Source organism: Nonomuraea glycinis (assembly GCF_035920485.1).
Taxonomy (GTDB): Bacteria; Actinomycetota; Actinomycetes; order Streptosporangiales; family Streptosporangiaceae; genus Nonomuraea; species Nonomuraea glycinis.
Map to the genome: position 1 here is coordinate 8,705,965 of NZ_CP109166.1, position 20,901 is coordinate 8,726,865.

Genomic DNA, 20,901 nt, shown 5'->3' on the forward strand with positions numbered 1-20,901 from the left:
GGCTGCCCGGAGGCTGCGGCGTACAGACTCTCGTCGAACGGCGCTATCCCGCCCGCCGGCGCCGCACCCCATTCCGGGTTCGCCGCCTGGATCGTCTCGTTGCGGCGGCGTAACTCCGGCCGCTTGGCGCTGACCTAGTGGCCCAGCTCACGCAGCGCGCTCAGCCGCGAGGTGTCCAGATCGAGGTCCTCCAGGGCGCGGCGGATCCGCGGCTCATGCCTGCCGAGCGTGGTCTCCGCCTGGCCGAGGTCGCGCTCGAATGCGTGCATCAGCTGCGGATCGATCCCCGAATAGCCCCAATCCGGCCGTTGTGCGATCGCCGGTGGGGTTCGAGAAGATTGCGCCGGACCCGTGTCGGTGCGGGCCGAGGGCTTGTCCGGCGGTCGCTCGGGTGACGGCTGGGGATTCGGCGACGGGGTCGTCATCACGGGTCTCCGGCACGGTCGAGGACAGCCGCATTATCCCCCGGCCGACAGCTCCCCACGAGTGCCACATAACGGAAAAGCATGGTATCTGGCGCTCTTCTCCTGTTCCGCCGACAGATGTGACAGAGCCGTCCCGGTCATGTGGATGCGGAGTGCGCCGCCCCAGAGCGATCAGGTGACGGATCGTGCCACCAGGGCCATGGCCTCTCGCATGGCGTTCCGTACGTCGGCGGGTCCGTCGCCGCGCTGCAGCGCGGTCAAGGCGGACGCGCTGACCGCGCCCACCATCGCGCCGACCAAGGCGGAGGCTGTGATCGCGTCGAGCCTGTCAGGGAATGCCCGCTGCAGCGCCTGGGCCAGTTCGGCCTGCGCGGTGAGGTAACGCTGCAGCAGCCGGGCCTGCAGTGCCGGCACCGAGGCCGCCAGCCGCGTCCGAAGCGCTGCCAGCCCGCTGGAGAGGTCGCTGTCCCAGGCGTTGGCGATCATCTGATCCATTGCCCGCACCAGCAACTCGGGCAGCCGTTCCTCGGCGCGGCGCTCGGCGATCGCCTGCAGTGCCAGGTCGACGCGCAGGTCGGCGTTGGCCAGGAGCACGTCCTCCTTGGCCTGGAAGTGGAGGAAGAAGGTGCGGGGGGACACCTCCGCGGCGTCTGCGATCTCAGCCACGGTCACGTGGTCGTAGCCCTTGTCCTCGAACAGGCGAACCGCCGCCTCGATCAGTGCCTGCCGGGTGCGCTGCTTCTTGCGCTCCCGCAGTCCGAGTTTCTCCACCATGCGGTGCAGCTTATTGCATCCTCCGAATTGATGCATACTATGAATCGCTACAGAGACTGCAGTCATTGAAGGGTGGTCATCATGGGAAGTCTGGACGGACGCGTCGTCCTCATCACCGGAGCAGGGCGCGGCATTGGGCGAGAGGAGGCGTTGTTCTTCGCCGCCGAAGGCGCCAAGGTCGTTGTCAACGACCCCGGCGTCGCCATCGACGGCACGGGCGGCGACGCCGGCGTAGCCGCGAAGGTCGTCGAGGAGATCACTGCCCATGGCGGACAGGCTGTGGCCAGCACCGACAGCGTCGCCGACTGGAACGGCGCCCGCCGCATGGTGGAGACGGCACTACAGTCCTTCGGCGACCTGCATGTCGTGGTCAACAACGCGACCATCGAACGGAACATGGGCCTGACCGACCTGTCGGAGGAGGACTTCGACGACGTCCTGACCGTCAAGCTCAAGGGCACCTTCGCGGTGACGCACTGGGCGGCCCGCCACTGGCGCGACCAGTTCCACGCAGGAGTCCACGCCGACCGGGCTGTCGTCAACACCTCCTCCGGCTCCGGACTGCTCAACCCGCTGCCCGCGCAGGTCTCCTACGCGGCGGGCAACGCCGGAGTCGCGGCGCTGACCACCGTGGCGGCCCTCGAACTCGGCCGGTACGGCGTGCGGGTCAACTGCATCTCGCCCTCGATGGCCCGCACCAGGCTCACCCTCGCCGTTCCCGGTATGAGTCAGGAACCGCCGACGGGCCGGTTCGACCCCCTGAACCCCGCTGCCAACGCGCCCGTCGCCGCCTACCTGGGCAGTTCAGCCTGCCCGCTCACCGGCCAGGTGCTGTCGGTGCGGGGTGGGACGGTCACGGTCAACCGGGGCTGGTCCCTCGGCGGCCACATCCACAAAGACGGGCTGTGGAGCGTGGCGGAACTGGCCGAGAAGGTGAAGGAATTGCCGATGGACGACCCGTTCGACAAGCTCGCCGAAGCTTTGGCCGGCGCGCTCGGCACCGTGGGACGCGCCCAGCTGCAGGAGATGATCAACGCCCTGCTGGACCAGGGAGGCGAGACCGGCACGGCCTCCACATGACGCGATCGCGCATCGACCGGACCGCGTTCTCAGTCTCGCGGTCCGGGGACGGATGCGCTTGCGGCTCCCAAGGGACCCCTGGCAGGAACCGGCCTCCTATATCCAGCAATGCGTAACCTTGCTCCGGCTGCAGTGGGTGCTCTCCCGCGTCAAGGTCGAGCCGGTGACCGAACGTGCGGCCAAGGTGTCCGCGAAACTACTCAAGGCCACGGGTCTGCACGGCCACCGGTACGCGATCGACGCGACGGTCGCCGAAGTGGCGCTGCGCCAACCGGGTCCAGTGGCCGTACTGACCTCCGATGTCGACGACATGGCCCGGCTGTGCGGCGACCGTGTCCGGCTCATCGCTATCTGATCAGGCGCGTACTCCGTGGTCACTCGATCGGGCGAGAAGCTCCCTCTCGGGAGTGAGATGGAAGATCGCCGGTGACGGCGATCCGGGCGACCGCCTGTGATCGACAGGATTGAGGCATTCCACAGAACGCCGCTACCTGGAGATACCGAAATGAAGCGCACCCATGTCGCCGCCGCTCTCACCCTCGCCGCCGTCTTCTCCACCGCCGCCGTGCCAACGTTCGCAGCCGCCGGTACGGCGCCTTCCGCCGTCGCACGGGTCGAGGTGCCGCCGATCAACGAGGCCGCGCTGGAGCGGAGCATCGCCGGGCTGCCCGCCTCCGACGCCACCGCGGCCGAGGTCAGGGTGGGCGGCGCGAAGGGCTCGTGGCAGGGGGTCACGGGCGTGACCGACCTGCGTACCGACCGCCCCACGAAGCAGGGGGCCCGATTCCGGGTCGGCAGCGTGACCAAGATCTTCACCGTCGCGGTCGTCCTGCAGCTCGTCGCCGAGGGTGAGATCTCGCTCGACGACACGGTCCAGCAGCATCTGCCCGGCCTGCTGCCGGACAGCTACCAGGCCGTCAAGGTCGGGCAGTTGCTCAACCACACCAGCGGGCTGCCCTCGCCCGCGATCGGCGACAGCTTCGCGTGGGTCTACGCCACCAGGTTCAAGAAGTGGACGCCGCGGGAGTATGTCGGCGAGGCTGTGAAGAACCCGATGGAGTTCACTCCGGGCACGCAGCAGCATTACGTCAACATGAACACGTTCGTCGCGGGCCTGCTCATCGAGGAGGTCACCGGCCGGTCCTACGAGCACGAGGTCACCACCCGCATACTCAAGCCCTTCGGCATGCGGAACAGCTACCTGCCGGGCGAGTCCACCCGCATCCGCGGACGGCACAACCACGGTTACCAGGTCGTCCCCGCGGGCTTCCAGAACGCCATCGAGTACGGCAGCGACCATGTCGTGGACATGACCGTGACCAGCACCACCTCCACCTGGGCCTCCGGCGACCTGATCTCCACCACCGCCGACCTGGAGACGTTCGTCAAGGCCCTGTTCGGTGGCGAGGTGGTGCCGGCGGCGGAGCTCGAGCACATGTTCACAGTGCCGCGGGTGCCCACGTACGGCACCGGCGATCCCGCCACCTACACCTCGGGCCTGTCCAGGTTGGAGCTGCCCGGCGGCATCGTGGCCTACGGCAAGACCGGCTCCCGGTACGGCAGCGCGGCCGGCATCGGCGCCACCCGTGACCTGAGCCGGACGGTCGTGTACGCGGTCAACTCCACCGACGCCAAGGCCGCGGGCCGGAATCAGCGCAGCATGGGCATCGCGCTCGCGGCCTTCGCCCGGTGAACTTTCCTCGCACCTGTCGCATCAAAGCCAGATATGACCAAGATTCACAAGCTTGCCGTCCTGTCCGTACTGCCCATCGCTGCGGCTCTGATCGTGTCCCCTGCCCAGGCGGCGGAGCGGCCGGTCTGCCCTGTCCCGACCAAGGCGGAGGCGAAGCGGTCGTACGACTCCAAGACCGACAAGCCGCCCAGGGGCGCCACCGCCATCAAGGGACTCCGCGTCGACCACCTCCCGAAGGGCTTCACGTACGGCCAGGTCGGCGTCAACAAGCACAACGGCATCACCGAGTACGGCTACCAGTGGAGTGATGAGCGCTCCGAGGAGAGCCCCAGGCATCGGTCGCTGTGGGTCAGGGTGGTGTGCTGGCCGAAGGCGAGCAAGCCGGCGCAGCTCAAGAACGCGCCGTTCATCATAGGGACGTTCTCCGGCGACACGAAGACCGTGAGGATCGGCGGCCGTCAGGTGCTCACGCAGGCGGGCGACGGCGCGCTGGGCCACGGCCGGTACGCGGGCTGGGTCGAGCGTAAGGGCGTCGTCGTCACCGTGATGGCCAGCCAGCCCCTCGTGCCGGAGCTGGCAAAGATCATCAAGGGCATCAAGCTCTGACCTTCGACTGATGGACGCGCTGCTCGGACAGGCCCATGGCACGTGCTGGGGCCGGCTCTGACCAGCGCCTCGTGAGAGGCTTCGCAGCCCTGCCGGCCAGATGCGCGGCGGCTGTCAGGCGGGTGGCCAGTTGCGCAGGGCCATGTCGGCCACCTTCTGGAGGGCGTCGCGGCCGGCACCGCTGGCCGCCTGGACGGCGATGCCGTTCGCCACGGTCATGACGTAGCGGGCGAGCAGCTCCGGATCGGTGCCCGGGGGCAGGTCTCCTTCGTCGACGGCCCGCTGGAATCGCTCCCGCAGACGGGAGCAGCCCTCGTTGCGCCAGGCGGTGAGGGTGTCGCGGGCCACCTGGCCGGGGTCACCGGCGGCCAGGGAGCCCTGGACGCCCAGGCAGCCGGCGGGGAGGCCGGGACAGGTGGAGGTCCGCACCGAGCCGGCGAGGAACGCGGCGGCCACCTCCCTGGCGGTCGGCTCCTTCAAGGCCCATCCCCCGTAGGCGGCGGGGCCTTCGGTGTAGCGCTTCAGGACTTTGCGGAACAGCTCCTCCTTGTTGCCGAAGGCCGCGTACATGCTGGTGCGGGTGATCCCCATGGCGTTGGTCAGGTCGGTGAGGCTGGCGCCCTCGTAGCCCTGCTCCCAGAAAACCAGCATGGCGCGTTCGAGAGCCTCGTCGGCGTCGAAACCTCTCGGCCGGCCGACCGGCGCCTTCGGCTTGGTGTCCACGCCCATGAGCATACCTCTTCCGTACCGATCGGTTCGCAAATGCTGTAATCTCCGTTCGGTACCGATAGGTATGAAAATTTATGGAGGTCAGAGAGATGGGCAAGCTCAAAGGCAAGACCGCCGTCATCACCGGCGGCGGCACGCGGGGAATCGGCCGGGCCACCGCCGCACGGCTGGCGGCCGAGGGGGCGCACGTGTTCATCACCGGCCGGCGCAAGGCCGAGCTGGACGAGGCCGCCGAGTTCATCGGCCCGGCGGCCACCGCGATCCCCGGCGACATCACCGACCCGGCCGACCTGGACCGGCTGTACGACACGGTCCGCGACCGAGGTCAGGGCCTGGACGTGCTGTTCGCCAACGCGGCCACCGCCTCGTTCACGAGGCTCGAGCAGATCACCGAGGAGGAATACGGCCGCATCTTCGACGTCAACGTCAAGGGCACGCTCCTCACCGTGCAGAAGGCGCTGCCCCTGCTCAACGACGGCGCCTCGGTGATCCTGAACGCCTCCACCGCCGCCGACAACGGCACGCAGGCCTTCGGCGTGTACGCGGCGTCCAAGGCCGCCGTCCGATCCTTCGCCCGGACCTGGGCCAACGAGCTCAAGGACCGGGGCATCCGCGTCAACGCGATCTCACCGGGGCCGATCGACACCTCCGGGATCACCGAACTCGTCGGCGCGGAGAACGCGGCCGCCTTCAAGGCCCGGCAGGGCGCAGGCATCGCGATGGGCCGGATGGGACGCCCGGAGGAGGTCGCCGCCGCCGTGGCCTTCCTCGCCTCCGCCGACAGCAGCTTCATGATCGGCGCCAACCTGTACGTCGACGGCGGCGAGAACCAGATCTGACCCCGCTCCACGGCGGAGTGACGGCTTGGCCGCACGTCGCCGTGGCCGTGAAATCGGCCGCCCCTCCCGGACGACGACCATCTGATCGCCCGCGAGCGGCCGTCACCTCACACCTCTGTCCGGCTGACGGTCGCTCAACGGGACACTTGTAGAAAGTAGGTTCGCACACCTGAAGCGACAGCTCGGTGACATCATGTAACCATGCGCCCGCCTCGGACGAGATACTTCAACACCACCGGCCCGTGCGGCCCTCAGCACCACTACATGCTGCCTCCCGCGCAGCGGCTTCCGCAGGCACGGGTGCTCATCGAGATGGACCGCTACTTCGTGCTGCACGCGCCCCGGCAGACCGGCAAGACCACGATGCTGCGCACCCAGGCGTCCGAGCTGACCGCCGAGGGCGACGTCGCCGCGCTGATGTTCTCCTGCGAGCGCGCCAAGTCGGCCGGTGACGACTACGCCGCCGCGGAGACGATCCTGCTGAAGTCTCTCCGCGAGGCCGCCGGGAGATCGGGATGGCCGAAGAAACTGCTGCCGCCGGATCCCTGGCCGGAGGCTCCGGCGGGCACCCGGTTCGGTTCGGCGCTGAGCGAGTGGTGCCGCCGCAGCCCGCGCCGCGTGGTGCTGCTCCTCGACGAGATCGACGCCCTGCAGGGCAACAGCATGGTCAGCATCCTCAGCCAGCTCCGCCACGGCCACAACGCCCGGCATGAGGGCCAACCCTTCCCCGCGTCCGTGGTGCTGTGCGGGCTGCGTGACCTGCGTGACTACAAGGTCGCCTCGGGTGGAGAGCCCGGCAGGTCGAACCCGGCCAGCCCGTTCAACATCGTCGCTGAGTCGCTGCGCCTGGGCGACTTCACCGCCGACGAGATCGCCGAGCTGTACGACCAGCACACGGAGGCGACCGGCCAGGAGTTCACCAAGGACGCGGTGGAGCGGGTGTTCGAGCTGACGCAGGGTCAGCCGTGGCTGGTCAACGCCCTGGCCCATGAGGTCGTCTTCAAAATGGGCGTGACGGGCGCCGTCACCGCCGGGCAGGTGGAGGACGCCAAGGAGCGGTTGATCCGGGCGCGCGCCACCCACCTTGACGCGCTCGTGGCCCGGCTGCACGAGCCCCGGGTCAAGCGGGTGATCGAACCGATCGTGGCCGGCACGTCTCCGGGCACGGACGCCGCCTTTGACGACGACGTTTCCTACGTCCACGATCTGGGTCTCCTCCGAGGGACCAGAGATATGGAGATCGCCAACCCCATCTATCGGGAAGTCCTGCTACGGGTCCTGGGCGATCGCACAGAGCGGTTCGTCAAGGCCGATCCGCACAGCTTCGTGCTGCCGGACGGCCGGTTCGATCTGCCGCGCCTCCTGCAGGAGTTCGTCGTGTTCTGGCGCGAGCACGGCGAGGTGCTCATCCGTCAGGAGGGCTACCACGAGGCCGCCTGCCAGATCATCCTCATGGCCTTCCTGCACCGCCTGGTCAACGGCGGCGGCCAGCTCGACCGGGAGTACGCCGCCGGCACCAAACGCCTGGACGTCCTGGTCCGCTGGCCCTACACCGGTCTCGAAGGCGAGCGGCTGCTGCAACGCGAGGCCATGGAGCTGAAGGTCTGGCGGGCCGGCAGGGACGACCCACTGCCCGAAGGCCTCGCCCAGCTCGACGGCTATCTGGACCGGCTCAGCCTCTCCACCGGCGTACTGGTGATCTTCGACCGGCGCCCTGAGGCCGCACCCTGGAGGGAACGAGGCAGTTTCGAGCAGGCGACCACACCGTCCGGCCGCCAAGTCACCGTTCTGCGTGGGTGAAAGCTGCCGCCTAGCGCTGTTTGAGGCGTAGGGCTTCTTTGCGGGTTTCGGCCTGGATGGTGCGCTCGTGCTCCAGCCACGCGGGATTCTCCGCCTTGAGGGCATCGATCTCGGCGGTGGTGAGCGGGCTGGTGATGCCGCCTCTGATCAGGCCGGAGACGGAGACGCCGAGTTTGGCGGCAACGACCTGCTTGGGGTGCGGGCCGTTGCGGCGCAGGTCGGCGAGCCAGGTGGGTGGGGTCGCCTGCAGCGCGTTCAGCTCGCTCCTGGAGACGACACCCTCCTGGAACTCGGCGGGAGCGGCCGAGAGGAGGATGCCCAGCTTCTTGGCCGCGGTCGCGGGCTTCATCGTCTGGGTCGTCTTGGGTTTGAGCGAGGTCATGGAGTCCAGGGTAGTGAGTAGAAACGGGTCCCTTTCACATCGGTACGCTGACGGGGTGACTCATGAGGAGAGCGGCAGGGTGTTCCGGCTGGCGTACGCGCCCGGGGTGACACCCGCGAAATGGGCCGGTGTCTGGGCCGAGAGGATGCCCGAGGTGCCGCTCACCCTGGTCGCCTCCCCTGCCGCCGAGGTGGCGGAGCTGCTGCGCGGCGGAGGCGCCGACGCCGGATTCGTCCGGCTGCCGGTCGATCGGGACGGGCTCAGCGTGATTCCTCTCTACATGGAGACCACGGTGGTCGTGGTGCCGAAGGACCACGTGATGACCGCGGCCGACGAGGTGAGCCTCTCGGACCTGGCCGAGGAGGAGGTGTTCCACCCGCTGGACGACGTCATCGAGTGGACGGCCCGCCCGGGGCTGCCCGCGTTCGAGCGTCCGGCCACGACTGCGGACGCGGTCCAGCTGGTGGCGGCCGGGGCCGGACTGCTCGTGGTCCCGCAGTCGCTGGCGCGCCTCCACGACCGCAGGGACCTCACCTACCGGCCGGTGACGGACGCGCCGCAGTCACAGGTGGCACTGGCCTGGCTCACCGACGAGACGACCGAGCTGGTGGAGGATTTCATCGGCATCGTGCGCGGTCGTACGGCGAACAGCTCGCGTGGCCGTACCCCCGCGTCGCCTGCGGAGAAGCCTGCCCGGCGGCAGACCGGGAAAGCGGGCCAGGGCGGGAAGACAGGCCAGACCGGGAAAGCGGGCCAGGGCGGGAAGACAGGCCAGGGCGGGAGAACGGGCCAGGGCGGCAAAGCGGGCCAGGGCGGGAAGACAAGCCAAGGCGGGAAAGCGGGCCAGGGCGGCTCCGGACGCCGGGCGGCGCCGACCGCCCGCGCCAAGAAGGGCCGCCGGCCTCGCTGACCGGACCGGACCGGACGATCAGCCGCCCTGACGGGACACCCCCTCCCGTAAGGACATCCGCCCTGGCGGAACGGACTCCTCACCAGAAGACATCGGCCCTGTCCCGCCAGGGCCGATCAGAGGTCCAGGGCCCCGCGCGCGAGGTCGTCGAAGTGGTCCAGATCTTCGGCGGGCCGGTCGAGGCCGCGCAGCGGGCCGTGGTCGGCCAGGTGGGCGTCGGCGTAGAGGCGGGCGACCAGGACCTTGCGGGAGCCGTGACCCGCGCGTTCCTCCCAGCCCGCCTGCTCCACCAGCAGCGCGGCGGCGTACACGTCGGCCATGAACTGGGCCAGCGGATACAGCCGGGCCTCGGCCACGGCCGGGTCGAGCGAGGACCAGGCGGTGATCGCCTTGCGCAGGTCGTCGACGCGGCCCCGTACCAAGGACCAGTCACCCGCGGGAGCTTGCGAGAGCGCGGCCTCCAGGCGGGCGAGGAAGGGCTCGTGGGCGTTCTCGCGGAGCATGGCCCGGCGTACGTCCAGGCAGAGGATGTTGTCGCCGCCCTCCCAGATCGGGTTGACCTGGGCGTCGCGCAGCAGCCGGGCGACGGGCCACTGCTCGATGTAGCCGTTGCCGCCGTGCACCTCGATGGCGTCGCTCGCCGCGGTGACGCCCAGGCGCGCCGTGCGGAGCTTGACCAGTGCGGGGGCGAGGCGCAGGCGGGGGCCGAGGTGGCCGTCGAAGACGAGTGCCTGCGCGGCCTCGACCTCGACGATCAGCTCGGCGAGCTTGCGGCGCATCAGCGGCTGGTAGGCCAGCGGCCGGCCGAACGCCTCGCGGGCGCGGGCGTAGCAGAGGGATTCCACCAGGGCGCGGCGGGCGACGCCGAGCCCCATCATGGCCACGCCGAGCCGGGCGGAGTTGGTGAGCTTCATCATGGCGCCGAGCCCGGAGCCGGACCCCGGCCCGGCGAGCAGGAACGCCTCGGCGTCGGCGAACTCGACCTCGGCGGAGGCCACGGAGCGGGTGCCGAGCTTGTCCTTGAGCCGCCTGATCCGCACCCCGTTGCGGCTGCCGTCGCGGCGCTCCCACAGCACCAGGAAGGGCGCGACCGAGTCTTCGTGCCTGGCCAGGACGACGAAGGCGGAGCCGTTGGCGTTGGAGGCGAACCACTTGAAGCCGGTCAGGAGCCAGGAGTCGCCGTCGGGGACGGCCGACGCCTCCAGTGCGGCCAGGTCGGAGCCGCCGGTCCGCTCGGTGAGCATCTGCGCGGCCTCGCCGGAGTAGTCGCCGTCGGCGAAGATCTCCCGGACCCGCTCCTTGACGTCGTCGGGCGCGTACCGCTCGGTGAGCGAGACGACCATGTCGCCGCCGGTGCCGAGCGCGCAGCCCATGCCGATGTCGGCCTGGTCGAGCAGGTACGTCCAGGCGGCGCTGAGTGCGCTGGGGTCGGCGCCGTGGGCGCGGGCCTGTTCGGCGAAGGCCGGTGAGGTGAAGTTGTCGGCCATGAGCGCCTGCCTGGCGGTGTGGAACGACGGCGGCATGACGACCTGGCTGACGTCGCGCCCCCATTTGTCGTACTTCTCAAGTCGGGGCGGGTTGGCGTCGGTCTGCTCCGCGCATGCGGCGATCAGCCCGCCCGTCAGGCCGCCCAGCCGGTCGAGGTGCGGCTCGGCCCAGGTGTAGCCGTCACCGAGGTGGCGGCGCATGAGCAGGCGCAACGACGGGTCGCAGCGCCACCAGTTGCGTCCGGCGGCCCCCTGGTAGCGCTCGGTGGCGTAACGGTCGCTGCGGTCGAACGGTTCGATGAGATAACGGCCCATGGTCCGGAGTGTTACATGGGACCGGCCGGGCGGCGAGTCACGCCCCTGCTCCGACGAAGTTGACGCCGAAGATCACCCTTCTGTTCGGGAACTCGGTGACGCTCCACACCTTGCTCCCCCGGGCGGTCAGGTCCTCCGGCCCGACCGGGAACGGCCGCGTCTCGACCGCGCTGCCGGAGTCGACGAGCAGTTTGCCGTTGGCGGTGCTGCTCGCCGCCTGGCTGAGGTACCACTTGCCGCCCCGGGAGACCGCCCCCTGGATCTTCCGGTGGCCCAGCACGTAGGCGTCCCTGGGCACGCCGTCCAGCTCCAGGTTCCACCGGGCGACGCGGCCGGTGGTGGCGTCCTCGACGTACTCGCCGGAGATCAGCGTGTGCGGCGTGGTGGTGCGGTCGACACCGACGAAGGAGAAGCGGGCGCCGGTCGTGGCGAGCCGCCAGGAGTCCGTCTGGGGAAGCACGTACCGGTAGCCGAAGGCGTGGAGTTTGCCCTGGTGCCGGCCGATCCGCTCGGGATCGCCCAGATCGCTCTGGACGGACCGTAAATCGAGCACCTTGGTCAGGTCGAAGACCCGCAGTCCTCTGGTGGTGTCGGCCACGTACAGCCGATCGCCGTAGCAGACGACGCCGCCGGCGTGGATGTTGATCGGCAGGTAGGAGCCGTCGGGCTTGGCCTCGACGAGCAGCGCGTGGCGGTACTTCAGGGTCTGCGGGCTGAGGAAGGAGATCCTGATCCCCCGCTCCCCCGCCTGCGGCCGGAAGTACCAGGTGACGAAGAAGACCGACGCGTCGATGGTGCCGGAGTCCTCGCCGCAGGTGAGCCCCTGGGGATACCAGTCGGTGGTGTCCTGGTCGCCGCGGTCGAAGGCGTACCACATGGAAGGCGGGCGCATCGCGCCGAACGCCGCGGCCGCCCCCTTGCGCACCGCCTTCCTGTTGGCGTCGGCCAGCACGGTCTGCACCGTAGCGGGTTTGATCTCGCCGGCCAGCTTCGCCGCCCCCTCGGCGAGCGTGCCCGTCGCCCGCCGTAAAGTGAAAGGCGCCTTGTCGGTCGGAACCATGTGTTGCCCCCAGTCATTTCGTCCCTCTGACTGAGTCAGACGAGCGAAATCCCGTGATGGTTGCGCATTATGGCCACATGTGGACTGGCAATCCGGACAGCGCTAGTTCGCGATAGCGCCGCACCAGCCGCTCCCTGTCGCCGCCGAACGCCTCCAGTGTCTCCCGCTGCCACACCGCTCCGGTACGTCCCAGCCGAGTTCGCTGCTCGATGATGTCGAAGGCGTCGTCCACGTCCTTGGCCGCCACCCCGGCCGCCAGCAGCGCGGCCCGCGACTCGGGCAGCAGGCTGAGCACCAGGTCCGCGGCGTTGAACTCGCCGTCCTTGCCCGGCCAGGAGAGTTTGGCGTCCAGCCCGTGCATGGCCGCGCGGTAGAAGTTCTGGTACGCCTCCGCGAAGCGGTATCCGGTCAGGTCGCGCTCCGCCTGCGCCAGGGTCAGCCCGAGCAGGAAGGCCGTGTTGGCCGTCATGTCCGCGTGCGAAGGGCCGGCGGGCAGCGCGCGCATCTCGATGCGCAGGTGGCCGCCGTCGGCCGGGTCGAAGACAGGCCGGTTCCACTGCCAGATCGTGCCCTGGTGCAGGCGCAGCTGGGGCACGTCGCCCGGCGCGCCGTCGTCGCTGAGATCGGGCACGACCGGGTCGTAGTCGTTCACGTACCTCTCGAAGATCTCGTACGCGCCCTCGTGCACCCAGTCGGAGCCGAAGGTGACGCGGCCGTCCTTGCGGTAGAGCCGCTCCACGTCCCGGTCGTCGGCGGCCTCCTCGAACAGCGCGATCCTGGTCTCCTCCCACAGCGTCCTGCCGAGGAACAGCGGCGAGTTCCCGCAGACGGCCAGGACCGGGCCGATGGCCAGCTGGGCGGCGTTGAACAGCCGGGCGAACCGGTCCGGCGGGGTGCGCAGGTGCACCTGCCAGGAGGTGTTGGCGCTCTCCAGGATCACGTTCTGCACCGAGAGCTCCAGGTCGTCGATCTTGACCAGGAACGGCTCCAGCCGCAACCGCCGGATGCCCCTGCTCAGCGCCTCGTAGCGGTTCTCGTCGCTGATGGCGTCGGCGGTGAAGTCCTCGGTGTTCAACGTCGGCAGGATCCCGATGGGCAGCGCCCCGCCCCCTTCGACGGCCGCGTCCACCTTGCGGAGGGTCTCCTGGATCTCCGCGCCGAGCCGTTCGAAGGACGGCCCGGCCAGCGGCAGCGGGGTGAGGTTCACCTCCAGGTTGTAGCGGCCCAGCTCCAGCACCACACGTGGGTCGTCGAGCGCCGCGCGCACCTCGGCGTTGCGCGGCAGCGGCCGGCCCGCCTCGTCCACGAGGAACAGCTCCAGCTCGGCCCCGATGGTCACCGGCCCCTCGCCGAAGCCTGGCCGGTCGAGCAACGCCCGCAACACCACGAGCTGCTCCTGGAGCCGCTCTCCGAATTGGAAAAACTCTGTCTCAGAAAACCGCGCTTTATCTAGATCCTGTCCCATCCCCCCTCTCTGTCCTGAGGAGCGGCTTTGACACCTACGACCTGCGCCTGACCCTCTGCACCACCGAGCCTGGCTCCCTCTCCCACCAGGCCTTGCGTGAGCTGCGGCGATTGACCGTTCTGAGGTTTCCTGTACTTACCCAAGCCCGTGTGGGTTGAGTGTTCCGGGTGGCGTGGCGTGGCGGGAGCCAGTTCCGTACTCGGCAAGGAGGAGTACGGGGCTGGCTTTCACTTTGTGGAAGCCGGTCCGGTGGTGGAAATCCCGTACAAGACCTGTACGCCCCGGCTTGCGCCGGTTCGTCTGGGGTGCTTGGCCCGCCGGACGGTTTCCCACCGTGAGGATGGGGGCGGGCACCGGACGCCGGTCGGGCATCTGGCTGGCGGTCATCTTCTTCACCCGGGTCTGGCGTTTGCGGGTGGGGCCGGTCTTGGCCCTGCTGGTACGGCTTTCGGGTCTAGGGTGCAGGTCGGTGCCCGACCTGCGGGCGCGGCGGATGGCGCGGGTCGCCTTCTTGGCCCGGCGGACACGGGTGACGTTGCCGTCCACGATGGCCCGGATGGCCCGCTTACCGGTCTTGCGGTCCGTGAACGTGGCCTTCTGCCCGAGCAGGCCCCGGGAGACGATGCGTTCGGCGGCGGCCCGGTCCCGGTCACACGACAGGCCACAGGCCGGGCAGTACGCCCACTTCCAGCCGCGCCGGGTGAGCCGGTCGGGGGCGAGCACGTGCATGAGCGCGCTCTTGCCGTCCCCGCAGCGGGGACAGAACTTCGACGTCCCGCGCGCGGGCACGGTCACGACCGCGATCTTCGCCTTCGCCGCGAGATGCCCGATCGCGTCCACCACCCTGCCTCGCACCTGCCCCGACAGCCTCGCGTTCCCCCGGCGATGACCGCGTGCTTCCAAGGTGGCGAGATCTTCAAGGTAGATGACGGTCGCGCCGACCGCGCTGGCCTGATCCACGGCCCACCGGGCGGCGTTCCAGGCCAGCGCGTCGTTCAGGTGCCGGATCCGCGCGCACACCCGCCGGTGTTCGACGTCCGTGCGATCGCGCGAGGCGAGGAGCTCCGGCTTGCGCACATCATCATCGGCGAGCCCGGTGAGCAGCTTGTCATAGTGGCGCCGCTTGGCGGCCAGGTCCTCCCGGTGACCACGCAGGCGGTGCAGCTTCGCCGAGACCACGCTCGCGTCATAGGACAGCGGCCGCCCGTCGCTCTCGACCCGGCCCTGCGGGGTGAGCCGCCCGATTGTGGCGGACAGCAGCGTGTTGAGGCCCCAGTCGAACCCAGCGGCGATGATATGCCCGGACGCGGGAGCGAACGGAATCTCGATTTCGAACGGCAGATCCACACGCACCTGGTTGTTGTTCACCCGCAGCGTGGGGACACAGATCTTCAGCGCGTCGCCGGGCACGTTGCGAGGCAGGTTGACCGGCAGGACATGCCACGCCCAGTCCCTCGTCGAGGCCGGGCGTTCGAGAAGGGGAAGCTGGACCCGCAACTCGACCGTGCGCTCCCACGTCCGCGCCACCGTGATCAACTGCTTGTCCGCGGCGGCGAGTACGATCTGCGCCGCGTTGAACGGCGCATCCTCTGCCTCGGTGATCCCTGCCGGGAACGGGCCCCCGGCATCACTGATCGCCTGAACTTGCCGGGTCCGGTGGCGGATCTCCGCCACCGGCACATCCGCCGGGAGCGCCTCGCGCAATGCCGCCCATTCGGCGTCGGTGCGTTTGCGTGAGTTCTCCGGCCAAGTTCGGAGGATCGCCTCAATGATCGTCCTGCGGTGCAGAGCCAGCCGCAACGCGCGGGCCGCCTCCTCATCCGCGCAGCACCTCACCCGATCCGAGACGTACACGCCCGGCTCACCCATGCTGCCCCAGCCCAACCGGCGCAGCGCCTTATAGCCCTTGACGGGAAGATTCCGCCCGTCCGGCCCGACCCCACCCGCGAGCTCATCGAGCGCCTTCTCCGTCCAGCGTTCCGCGATCACCGCCGCGGCGAGCGCCTGCGTGAGCCCGGTCAACCAGCCCACCCGCGCCACCACCATCTCTGTGGGCACGACCGCACCGGTCTTCTCTACGATGGCCCGATAGGCGGTACACGTCGCCGTCGCGATCTGCTTACCGACCCCCATCCCTGCGGGTGCCCCCGTCCCCGATGGTGTTCGCCGACGCCGTCTCCAGCAGCCGCTGCCGCGCTTGTTTCGACCGGATCCCGTACATCCGTCCCGCGAACGTCGCCACCAGCGACATGAAATCCGCGAGAAGTTCCTCCACGCCCCCGGCTCCGCCCTTGGCGTGGACAACCTCCACGGTGACGCCCCGATCGGCAAGCAGCATCGTGATCCAGCCGACGCCGAACCGGGCCAGCCGGTCCTCGTGGGTGACACGGACCACGGTGAACTTCCCGGCGGCGGCATCCTTGAGCAGCTTCGTCAACCCAGGCCGGTTCTCCCGCAACCCACTGGCCTTATCCGAATACACGCCAACGATCCCCGACACGCTGGTCCGCGCGAGTTCCTCGGCTTGGGCCGTCAGCGATGATTCTTGTCCCGACACCCCCGACACTCGCACATACGCGACCTCGACCCGATTCCGCTCCGACGACAACACCCCGGCGAACGCGTCCAGGTCCCGCTCGTCGAACCGACGCTCCGGCCGCTGGTCGCCCACCATCCGAAACGGAACACGCCCCTCGATCGCCCACCGGCGCAACGTCATCGGGTGCACCCCAAGACGCTTCGCCGCCGGAGACAATCTCAACAGAGCCATGCAGGGATCATAACGTTAAACAATGGTTTGCTTAACCAAACCAACCAGCTGTTCTTACCTTAAGCTCATGAGATGCGAGCGGTTGCCTTTGACATCTTCGGTGGAGAGCTCGACGTGCGCGAGCTGCCCGACCCGTCCCCCGCCCCACATGGCGCGATCATCAGGGTCGAGGCGACAGGGCTGTGCCGCAGCGACTGGCACGCCTGGCAGGGGCACGACCCCGACATCCGGGTCCTGCCGCACGTCCCGGGCCACGAGCTGGCGGGCGTCGTCGAAGCGGTCGGCTCCGACGTGCGCGGGTGGCTGCCCGGCGCGCGGGTGACGGTCCCGTTCGTCTGCGCCTGCGGATCCTGTACGGCCTGCGCCGCCGGCGAGCAGCAGGTGTGCGAGCGCCAGACGCAGCCCGGCTTCACCCATTGGGGCTCCTACGCCGAGCTGGTGGCGATCGACCACGCCGACGTCAACCTCATCCCGCTCCCCGAGGACATGTCGTACGTCACCGCGGCCGGCCTCGGCTGCCGCTTCGCCACCGCCTTCCGCGCGGTCTCGCAGGTCGGCCGGGTGGCGCCGGGCGAGTGGGTGGCCGTACACGGCTGTGGGGGTGTGGGCCTGTCCGCGATCATGATCGCGAGTGCGGCGGGGGCGCGGGTGGTGGCCGTGGACATCAGCACCGACGCGCTGCACCTGGCCGAGGAGGCGGGCGCCACGCACTTCGTCGACGGCTCGGCGGGCGACGCCGCCGCCCAGGTCAGGGAGCTGACCAGGGGCGGCGCGCACACCTCGATCGACGCTCTGGGCAGCCCGCAGACCTGCGCCGCCTCGGTGGAGAGCCTGCGCCGGCGCGGCCGGCACGTGCAGGTCGGCCTGCTGCCGGGCGGGGCGACGCCGGTGCCGATGGACCGGGTGGTCGCGCTGGAGCTGCGGCTGCTGGGCAGCCATGGGATGGCGGCGCACGCGTACCCGCCGATGATGGAGATGATCAGGGCCGGGCTGCTGCACCCGGACCAGCTCGTCACCAGGACCATCGGCCTCGCCGACGCCGGCAAGGCCCTGATGGCGATCGGCTCGGTGCCGGGCGTCACCATGATCACTCCACCGTATCCCCGCTGAGACCCCGCTCTTTTCCCGGTCATATGGTGGGCGGCATGGACTACACGCGACTGGGTGACAGCGGATTGCACGTCTCGCGGATCTGCTTGGGGATGATGAGCTTCGGCGATCCGGCCAGGCAGGAGTGGGCGCTGCCGGAGGACCAGGCCGAGCCCATCATCCGGCGGGCGGCCGACGGCGGCGTCACCTTCTTCGACACCGCCGACGTCTACAGCTCCGGGGCCAGCGAGACCGTCACCGGCAACGTGCTGCGCCGGATCTTCCCCCGCCGCTCCGACTATGTGCTCGCCACCAAGGTGTTCTTCCCGATGGGCAAGGGGCGCAACGATCGCGGCCTGTCCCGCAAGCACATCCACACCGCGATCGACGACTCGCTGCGGCGGCTCGGCACCGACCACGTGGACCTCTACCAGATCCACCGGTGGGACCCCGAGACGCCGATCGAGGAGACGATGGAGGCGCTGCACGAGGTCGTCAAGGCGGGCAAGGCGCGCTATATCGGCGCGTCGACCATGTGGGCGTGGCAGTTCGCCAAGGCGCAGCAGGTCGCCGAGCGCCACGGGTGGACCAAGTTCGTGTCCATGCAGAACCACTACAACCTGCTCTACCGCGAGGAGGAGCGCGAGATGCTGCCCCTCTGCGCGGACCAGGGGGTGGGCGTGATCCCGTGGAGCCCGCTGGCGCGCGGGGTGCTCGCCCGCGCCGGGTCCGACGCCGCCACGGCGAGGACGGGGTCGGACGAGCGGATCGACTTCCTGTACGAGCCCGCCAACGACCGGCTGATCGTGGACCGGGTGGCGGAGCTCGCCCGTGCGCGGGAGCTGCCCGCCGCCCAGATCGCGCTGGCCTGGCTGCTCCACCAGTCGGCCGTCACGGCGCCGATCGTGGGGGCGACCAAGGATCGGCACGTGGACGACGCGGTGGCGGCTGTGGGGGTGCGGCTCTCGGAGAAGGAGCTCGCTTCGCTGGCGGAGCCGTACACGGCTCGTGAGGTGCGGTTCTAAGATCTTTCTCGTGGGGGCGGCGCGCCGCTCCCACGAGGACTCGGGGGGGTACCCGAAGCTGGAGAGGATGCTCATCGATGGCACTGTCCGACCGCCCTTCCGAGCGGCACCGGCAGGTCGCCGGGCTGTTCACGGACCGGGTTCGCGGTACGCGGTCCTGGGACGCGCCCGCCCCTGTCGACGGCTGGAACGCCCGCGACGTCGTACGTCACCTGACCGAATGGCTCCCCGGGTTCCTCGCCTCCGGCGCCGACCTCGAACTGCCCCACGGACCCTCGGTGGACGAGGACCCGGTCGCGGCGTGGCAGGTGCACTGCGACGGGGTGCAGGCGCTGCTGGACACCCCGGAGACGGCGCACCGGCAGTTCGTCAACCGGCACGTCGGCACCCTGCCGGTGGAGGCCGCGATCGACCGGTTCTACACCGCTGACGTGTTCATGCACACCTGGGATCTCTCCCGGGCCACCGGCCAGGACGACCGGCTGGACCCCGGCTTCTGCGCCCGGCTCCTCGGGCAGATGGAGCTGATGGAGCAGGCCATCCGCTCTTCCGGCCAGTACGGCGCGCCGGTCGAGGTGCCCGGCGATGCGGACGCCCAGACCAGGCTGCTCGGGTTCATCGGCCGGGACCCGTTCTGGTCAGGGCGCTGAACCCTGGAGAGTTACATCTGTTTTGCCGGGGGCCTATGCGATCTGTCTTACTCTGCGAGCAATATGGGACAAGTGAGATAGAGCGCAGTTCATGCACGCGTTACGGTGCATAGGTATCCGGCTCTGCGGCTGTTTCCCGAGGTCGCGTCGATAGAGAGGCCCTGAGCCGGGGGAGGCTTCGTCCAAACTCGCGCGAAGGGCGCTCTCTATGGCGATATATGGCTATCGCTGTCCGCACTGCTCCGACATCGAGGTCGCTTTTCCGATCGGCACCGCAACTGCCGCGGTGCCGTGCCCGGACTGCGGCGCGACCTCGGTCCGGGTGTTCTCGACACCCATGCTGGCGCGCACTCCGGCCGCCGTGTCGGCTCAGTTGCAGCGCGCGGAGCGCAGCGCCGCCGAGCCCGAGGTCGTCACCTCCCTGCCGCGACGCCGCGGCACGGGCGTGGTGGCCGCCCATCCCGCCACCCGACGCCTGCCGCGCCCGTGACCGTTCCCGCGCTGAAAGGAATCCAGCCGTGCCAGAGCTGATCTTCCCGCTCGACTCGACCAAGAGATTCACCGACCAGGCCAAGGTCGGTCACAACCGTTGGCATCCCGAGATCCCGCCGGTGGCCCACGTCAAACCGGGCGACAGCTTCCGGGTCCACTGCCGGGAGTGGTTCGACGGCGCGATCCACAACGACGACTCCGCCGAGGACATCCGTGACGCCCCGCTGAAGACGGTGCACGCGCTCAGCGGCCCGTTCTCGGTCGCGGGGGCCGAGCCGGGCGACTTGCTGATCGTCGACATCCTCGACCTGGGGGCCATCCCGCAGGAGGACAGCGGCCCGCTGGCCGGCCAGGGCTGGGGCTACACCGGAATCTTCCCCACCAAGAACGGCGGCGGGTTCCTCACCGAACAGTTCCCCGACGCCTACAAGGCGATCTGGGACTTCTCCGGTCAGGACGCTACGTCGCGCCACATCCCGGCGGTGTCGTTCACCGGCATCGTCCACCCTGGCCTCATGGGCACCGCCCCGTCGGCGGAGCTGCTGGCGAAATGGAACACCCGGGAGGGGGCGTTGATCGCCACCGCTCCGCACCGGGTGCCGCCGCTGGCCCTGCCCCCGGAGCCTCAGGACGCGATCCTCGGGTCGGTGCCCTCGTCCGAGTTCGACCGGGTCGCCGGCGAAGCCGCCCGAACGGCACCACCCCGGGAGAACGGCGGCAACCAGGACATCAAGAACTTCACCAAGGGGTCCCGCGTCTTCTACCCGGTGTTCGTGCCCGGCGCGAACCTGTCGGTCGGCGACCTGCACTTCTCGCAGGGCGACGGCGAGATCACCTTCTGCGGGGCCATCGAGATGGGCGGCTTCATCGACCTGCACGTCGACCTCATCAAGGGGGGCATGGAGACGTACGGGGTCGGCGAGAACACCATCTTCATGCCGGGCCGTGTCCCGCCCCAGTACAGCGAGTGGCTCGCGTTCTCCGGGACGTCCGTCACGCTGGACGGCGAGCAGCGCTATCTCGACTCGCAGCTGTCCTACCAGCGGGCCTGCCTGCACGCGATCGACTACCTGACGACGTTCGGTTACAGCCGTGAGCAGGCATATCTGCTGCTCGGGGCCGCGCCGATCGAAGGCCGGCTGTCGGGCGTGGTGGACATCCCCAACTCCTGCGCCACCGTCTACCTGCCGACCGCGATCTTCGACTTCGACATCCGGCCCAGCGCGTCCGGCCCGACCCGCGTGCCCCAGGGCACCAGCGCCCCGCACGCCAGCTTCAGCTGAACCGCTGACCGGCTTTCGACTGGAGGC

At 69.6% G+C, this 20,901-nt stretch carries 21 protein-coding genes; 12 read left to right on the plus strand and 9 right to left on the minus strand.

Features of this window, described 5'->3' with window-relative positions; translation table 11 throughout:
* Positions 1-134 precede the first annotated feature (134 nt).
* Positions 135-269 carry a hypothetical protein gene (locus OHA68_RS41025; RefSeq protein ID WP_327105041.1) on the minus strand — a complete coding sequence of 45 codons (135 nt, stop codon included), beginning with the start codon at positions 267-269 and terminating at the stop codon, positions 135-137.
* Between the two features lie 327 nt (positions 270-596).
* Positions 597-1,199 (minus strand): TetR/AcrR family transcriptional regulator, encoded by a 603-nt coding sequence (locus tag OHA68_RS41030; RefSeq protein WP_327105042.1) that lies wholly within the window; start codon positions 1,197-1,199, stop codon positions 597-599.
* Positions 1,200-1,280: 81 nt separating this feature from the next.
* Between OHA68_RS41030 and OHA68_RS41035 the strand changes: the two genes are divergently transcribed.
* The 4 genes from OHA68_RS41035 (at position 1,281) to OHA68_RS41050 (ending at position 4,578) form a co-directional block, all read left to right on the plus strand.
* Complete coding sequence (locus OHA68_RS41035; RefSeq protein ID WP_327105043.1) at positions 1,281-2,279, plus strand: SDR family NAD(P)-dependent oxidoreductase; 999 nt, start codon at positions 1,281-1,283, stop codon at positions 2,277-2,279.
* Between the two features lie 118 nt (positions 2,280-2,397).
* Positions 2,398-2,634, plus strand: a complete 237-nt coding sequence (locus OHA68_RS41040; RefSeq protein ID WP_327105044.1) for a PIN domain-containing protein — start codon at positions 2,398-2,400, stop codon at positions 2,632-2,634.
* Between the two features lie 150 nt (positions 2,635-2,784).
* Positions 2,785-3,972 (plus strand): serine hydrolase domain-containing protein, encoded by a 1,188-nt coding sequence (locus OHA68_RS41045; RefSeq protein ID WP_327105045.1) that lies wholly within the window; start codon positions 2,785-2,787, stop codon positions 3,970-3,972.
* 33 nt (positions 3,973-4,005) lie between these two features.
* Positions 4,006-4,578 (plus strand): hypothetical protein, encoded by a 573-nt coding sequence (locus OHA68_RS41050; protein WP_327105046.1) that lies wholly within the window; start codon positions 4,006-4,008, stop codon positions 4,576-4,578.
* Positions 4,579-4,692: 114 nt separating this feature from the next.
* Here the strand turns inward: OHA68_RS41050 and OHA68_RS41055 are convergent, their stop codons facing one another.
* Positions 4,693-5,301 carry a TetR/AcrR family transcriptional regulator gene (locus OHA68_RS41055; protein ID WP_407674395.1) on the minus strand — a complete coding sequence of 203 codons (609 nt, stop codon included), beginning with the start codon at positions 5,299-5,301 and terminating at the stop codon, positions 4,693-4,695.
* Positions 5,302-5,396: 95 nt separating this feature from the next.
* Here OHA68_RS41055 and OHA68_RS41060 point away from each other — a divergent pair, with 95 nt between their 5' ends.
* Both OHA68_RS41060 and OHA68_RS41065 read left to right on the plus strand, forming a co-directional pair.
* Positions 5,397-6,146 carry an SDR family NAD(P)-dependent oxidoreductase gene (locus OHA68_RS41060; RefSeq protein WP_327105048.1) on the plus strand — a complete coding sequence of 250 codons (750 nt, stop codon included), beginning with the start codon at positions 5,397-5,399 and terminating at the stop codon, positions 6,144-6,146.
* Between the two features lie 201 nt (positions 6,147-6,347).
* Positions 6,348-7,946, plus strand: a complete 1,599-nt coding sequence (locus tag OHA68_RS41065) for an ATP-binding protein (RefSeq protein ID WP_327105049.1) — start codon at positions 6,348-6,350, stop codon at positions 7,944-7,946.
* Between the two features lie 10 nt (positions 7,947-7,956).
* Here OHA68_RS41065 and OHA68_RS41070 read toward each other — a convergent pair whose 3' ends face one another.
* Positions 7,957-8,328 (minus strand): DUF5997 family protein, encoded by a 372-nt coding sequence (locus OHA68_RS41070; RefSeq protein WP_327105050.1) that lies wholly within the window; start codon positions 8,326-8,328, stop codon positions 7,957-7,959.
* 55 nt (positions 8,329-8,383) lie between these two features.
* On the opposite strand from OHA68_RS41070, the gene OHA68_RS41075 reads away from it, so the two are divergent.
* The gene (locus OHA68_RS41075; RefSeq protein WP_327105051.1) at positions 8,384-9,238 is read left to right on the plus strand and encodes a LysR family substrate-binding domain-containing protein; all 855 of its coding nucleotides are present in this window, start codon (positions 8,384-8,386) and stop codon (positions 9,236-9,238) included.
* Between the two features lie 116 nt (positions 9,239-9,354).
* Here OHA68_RS41075 and OHA68_RS41080 read toward each other — a convergent pair whose 3' ends face one another.
* The 5 genes from OHA68_RS41080 to OHA68_RS41100 all read right to left on the minus strand — a co-directional run bounded on the left by OHA68_RS41080 (position 9,355) and on the right by OHA68_RS41100 (position 16,335).
* A complete protein-coding gene (locus OHA68_RS41080) occupies positions 9,355-11,040 on the minus strand; it encodes an acyl-CoA dehydrogenase family protein (protein WP_327105052.1) in 1,686 nt (561 codons plus the stop codon).
* A 37-nt stretch (positions 11,041-11,077) separates the two neighbouring features.
* Positions 11,078-12,100, minus strand: coding sequence for a hypothetical protein (locus tag OHA68_RS41085; RefSeq protein WP_327105053.1), 1,023 nt, complete (start codon positions 12,098-12,100; stop codon positions 11,078-11,080).
* A 67-nt stretch (positions 12,101-12,167) separates the two neighbouring features.
* Positions 12,168-13,487: a glutamate--cysteine ligase gene (locus tag OHA68_RS41090; RefSeq protein WP_327105054.1), complete on the minus strand. Its 1,320-nt coding sequence runs from the start codon at positions 13,485-13,487 to the stop codon at positions 12,168-12,170.
* A 213-nt stretch (positions 13,488-13,700) separates the two neighbouring features.
* Complete coding sequence (locus tag OHA68_RS41095) at positions 13,701-15,623, minus strand: zinc ribbon domain-containing protein (protein WP_327105055.1); 1,923 nt, start codon at positions 15,621-15,623, stop codon at positions 13,701-13,703.
* 61 nt (positions 15,624-15,684) lie between these two features.
* A complete protein-coding gene (locus tag OHA68_RS41100; RefSeq protein ID WP_327105056.1) occupies positions 15,685-16,335 on the minus strand; it encodes an IS607 family transposase in 651 nt (216 codons plus the stop codon).
* Between the two features lie 72 nt (positions 16,336-16,407).
* Here OHA68_RS41100 and OHA68_RS41105 point away from each other — a divergent pair, with 72 nt between their 5' ends.
* The 5 genes from OHA68_RS41105 (at position 16,408) to fmdA (ending at position 20,874) form a co-directional block, all read left to right on the plus strand.
* On the plus strand, positions 16,408-17,445 hold the full coding sequence (locus OHA68_RS41105) for a zinc-dependent alcohol dehydrogenase family protein (protein WP_189143420.1): 1,038 nt from the start codon (positions 16,408-16,410) through the stop codon (positions 17,443-17,445).
* 35 nt (positions 17,446-17,480) lie between these two features.
* Positions 17,481-18,449: an aldo/keto reductase gene (locus OHA68_RS41110; RefSeq protein WP_327105057.1), complete on the plus strand. Its 969-nt coding sequence runs from the start codon at positions 17,481-17,483 to the stop codon at positions 18,447-18,449.
* A 77-nt stretch (positions 18,450-18,526) separates the two neighbouring features.
* Positions 18,527-19,099, plus strand: coding sequence for a TIGR03086 family metal-binding protein (locus OHA68_RS41115; RefSeq protein WP_327105058.1), 573 nt, complete (start codon positions 18,527-18,529; stop codon positions 19,097-19,099).
* 208 nt (positions 19,100-19,307) lie between these two features.
* A complete protein-coding gene (locus OHA68_RS41120) occupies positions 19,308-19,589 on the plus strand; it encodes a zinc ribbon domain-containing protein (RefSeq protein WP_327105059.1) in 282 nt (93 codons plus the stop codon).
* 28 nt (positions 19,590-19,617) lie between these two features.
* Positions 19,618-20,874: a formamidase gene (gene fmdA / locus OHA68_RS41125; protein WP_327105060.1), complete on the plus strand. Its 1,257-nt coding sequence runs from the start codon at positions 19,618-19,620 to the stop codon at positions 20,872-20,874.
* The last annotated feature ends 27 nt before the right edge of the window (positions 20,875-20,901 follow it).

Coding starts and splice junctions, on each gene's coding strand:
- OHA68_RS41025 (WP_327105041.1), bottom strand. CDS start 269: ATGCACGCATTCGAGCGCGACCTCGGCCAGGCGGAGACCACGCTCGGC.
- OHA68_RS41030 (WP_327105042.1), bottom strand. CDS start 1,199: ATGGTGGAGAAACTCGGACTGCGGGAGCGCAAGAAGCAGCGCACCCGG.
- OHA68_RS41035 (WP_327105043.1), top strand. CDS start 1,281: ATGGGAAGTCTGGACGGACGCGTCGTCCTCATCACCGGAGCAGGGCGC.
- OHA68_RS41045 (WP_327105045.1), top strand. CDS start 2,785: ATGAAGCGCACCCATGTCGCCGCCGCTCTCACCCTCGCCGCCGTCTTC.
- OHA68_RS41050 (WP_327105046.1), top strand. CDS start 4,006: ATGACCAAGATTCACAAGCTTGCCGTCCTGTCCGTACTGCCCATCGCT.
- OHA68_RS41060 (WP_327105048.1), top strand. CDS start 5,397: ATGGGCAAGCTCAAAGGCAAGACCGCCGTCATCACCGGCGGCGGCACG.
- OHA68_RS41065 (WP_327105049.1), top strand. CDS start 6,348: ATGCGCCCGCCTCGGACGAGATACTTCAACACCACCGGCCCGTGCGGC.
- OHA68_RS41070 (WP_327105050.1), bottom strand. CDS start 8,328: ATGACCTCGCTCAAACCCAAGACGACCCAGACGATGAAGCCCGCGACC.
- OHA68_RS41080 (WP_327105052.1), bottom strand. CDS start 11,040: ATGGGCCGTTATCTCATCGAACCGTTCGACCGCAGCGACCGTTACGCC.
- OHA68_RS41085 (WP_327105053.1), bottom strand. CDS start 12,100: ATGGTTCCGACCGACAAGGCGCCTTTCACTTTACGGCGGGCGACGGGC.
- OHA68_RS41100 (WP_327105056.1), bottom strand. CDS start 16,335: ATGGCTCTGTTGAGATTGTCTCCGGCGGCGAAGCGTCTTGGGGTGCAC.
- OHA68_RS41105 (WP_189143420.1), top strand. CDS start 16,408: ATGCGAGCGGTTGCCTTTGACATCTTCGGTGGAGAGCTCGACGTGCGC.
- OHA68_RS41110 (WP_327105057.1), top strand. CDS start 17,481: ATGGACTACACGCGACTGGGTGACAGCGGATTGCACGTCTCGCGGATC.
- OHA68_RS41115 (WP_327105058.1), top strand. CDS start 18,527: ATGGCACTGTCCGACCGCCCTTCCGAGCGGCACCGGCAGGTCGCCGGG.
- OHA68_RS41120 (WP_327105059.1), top strand. CDS start 19,308: ATGGCGATATATGGCTATCGCTGTCCGCACTGCTCCGACATCGAGGTC.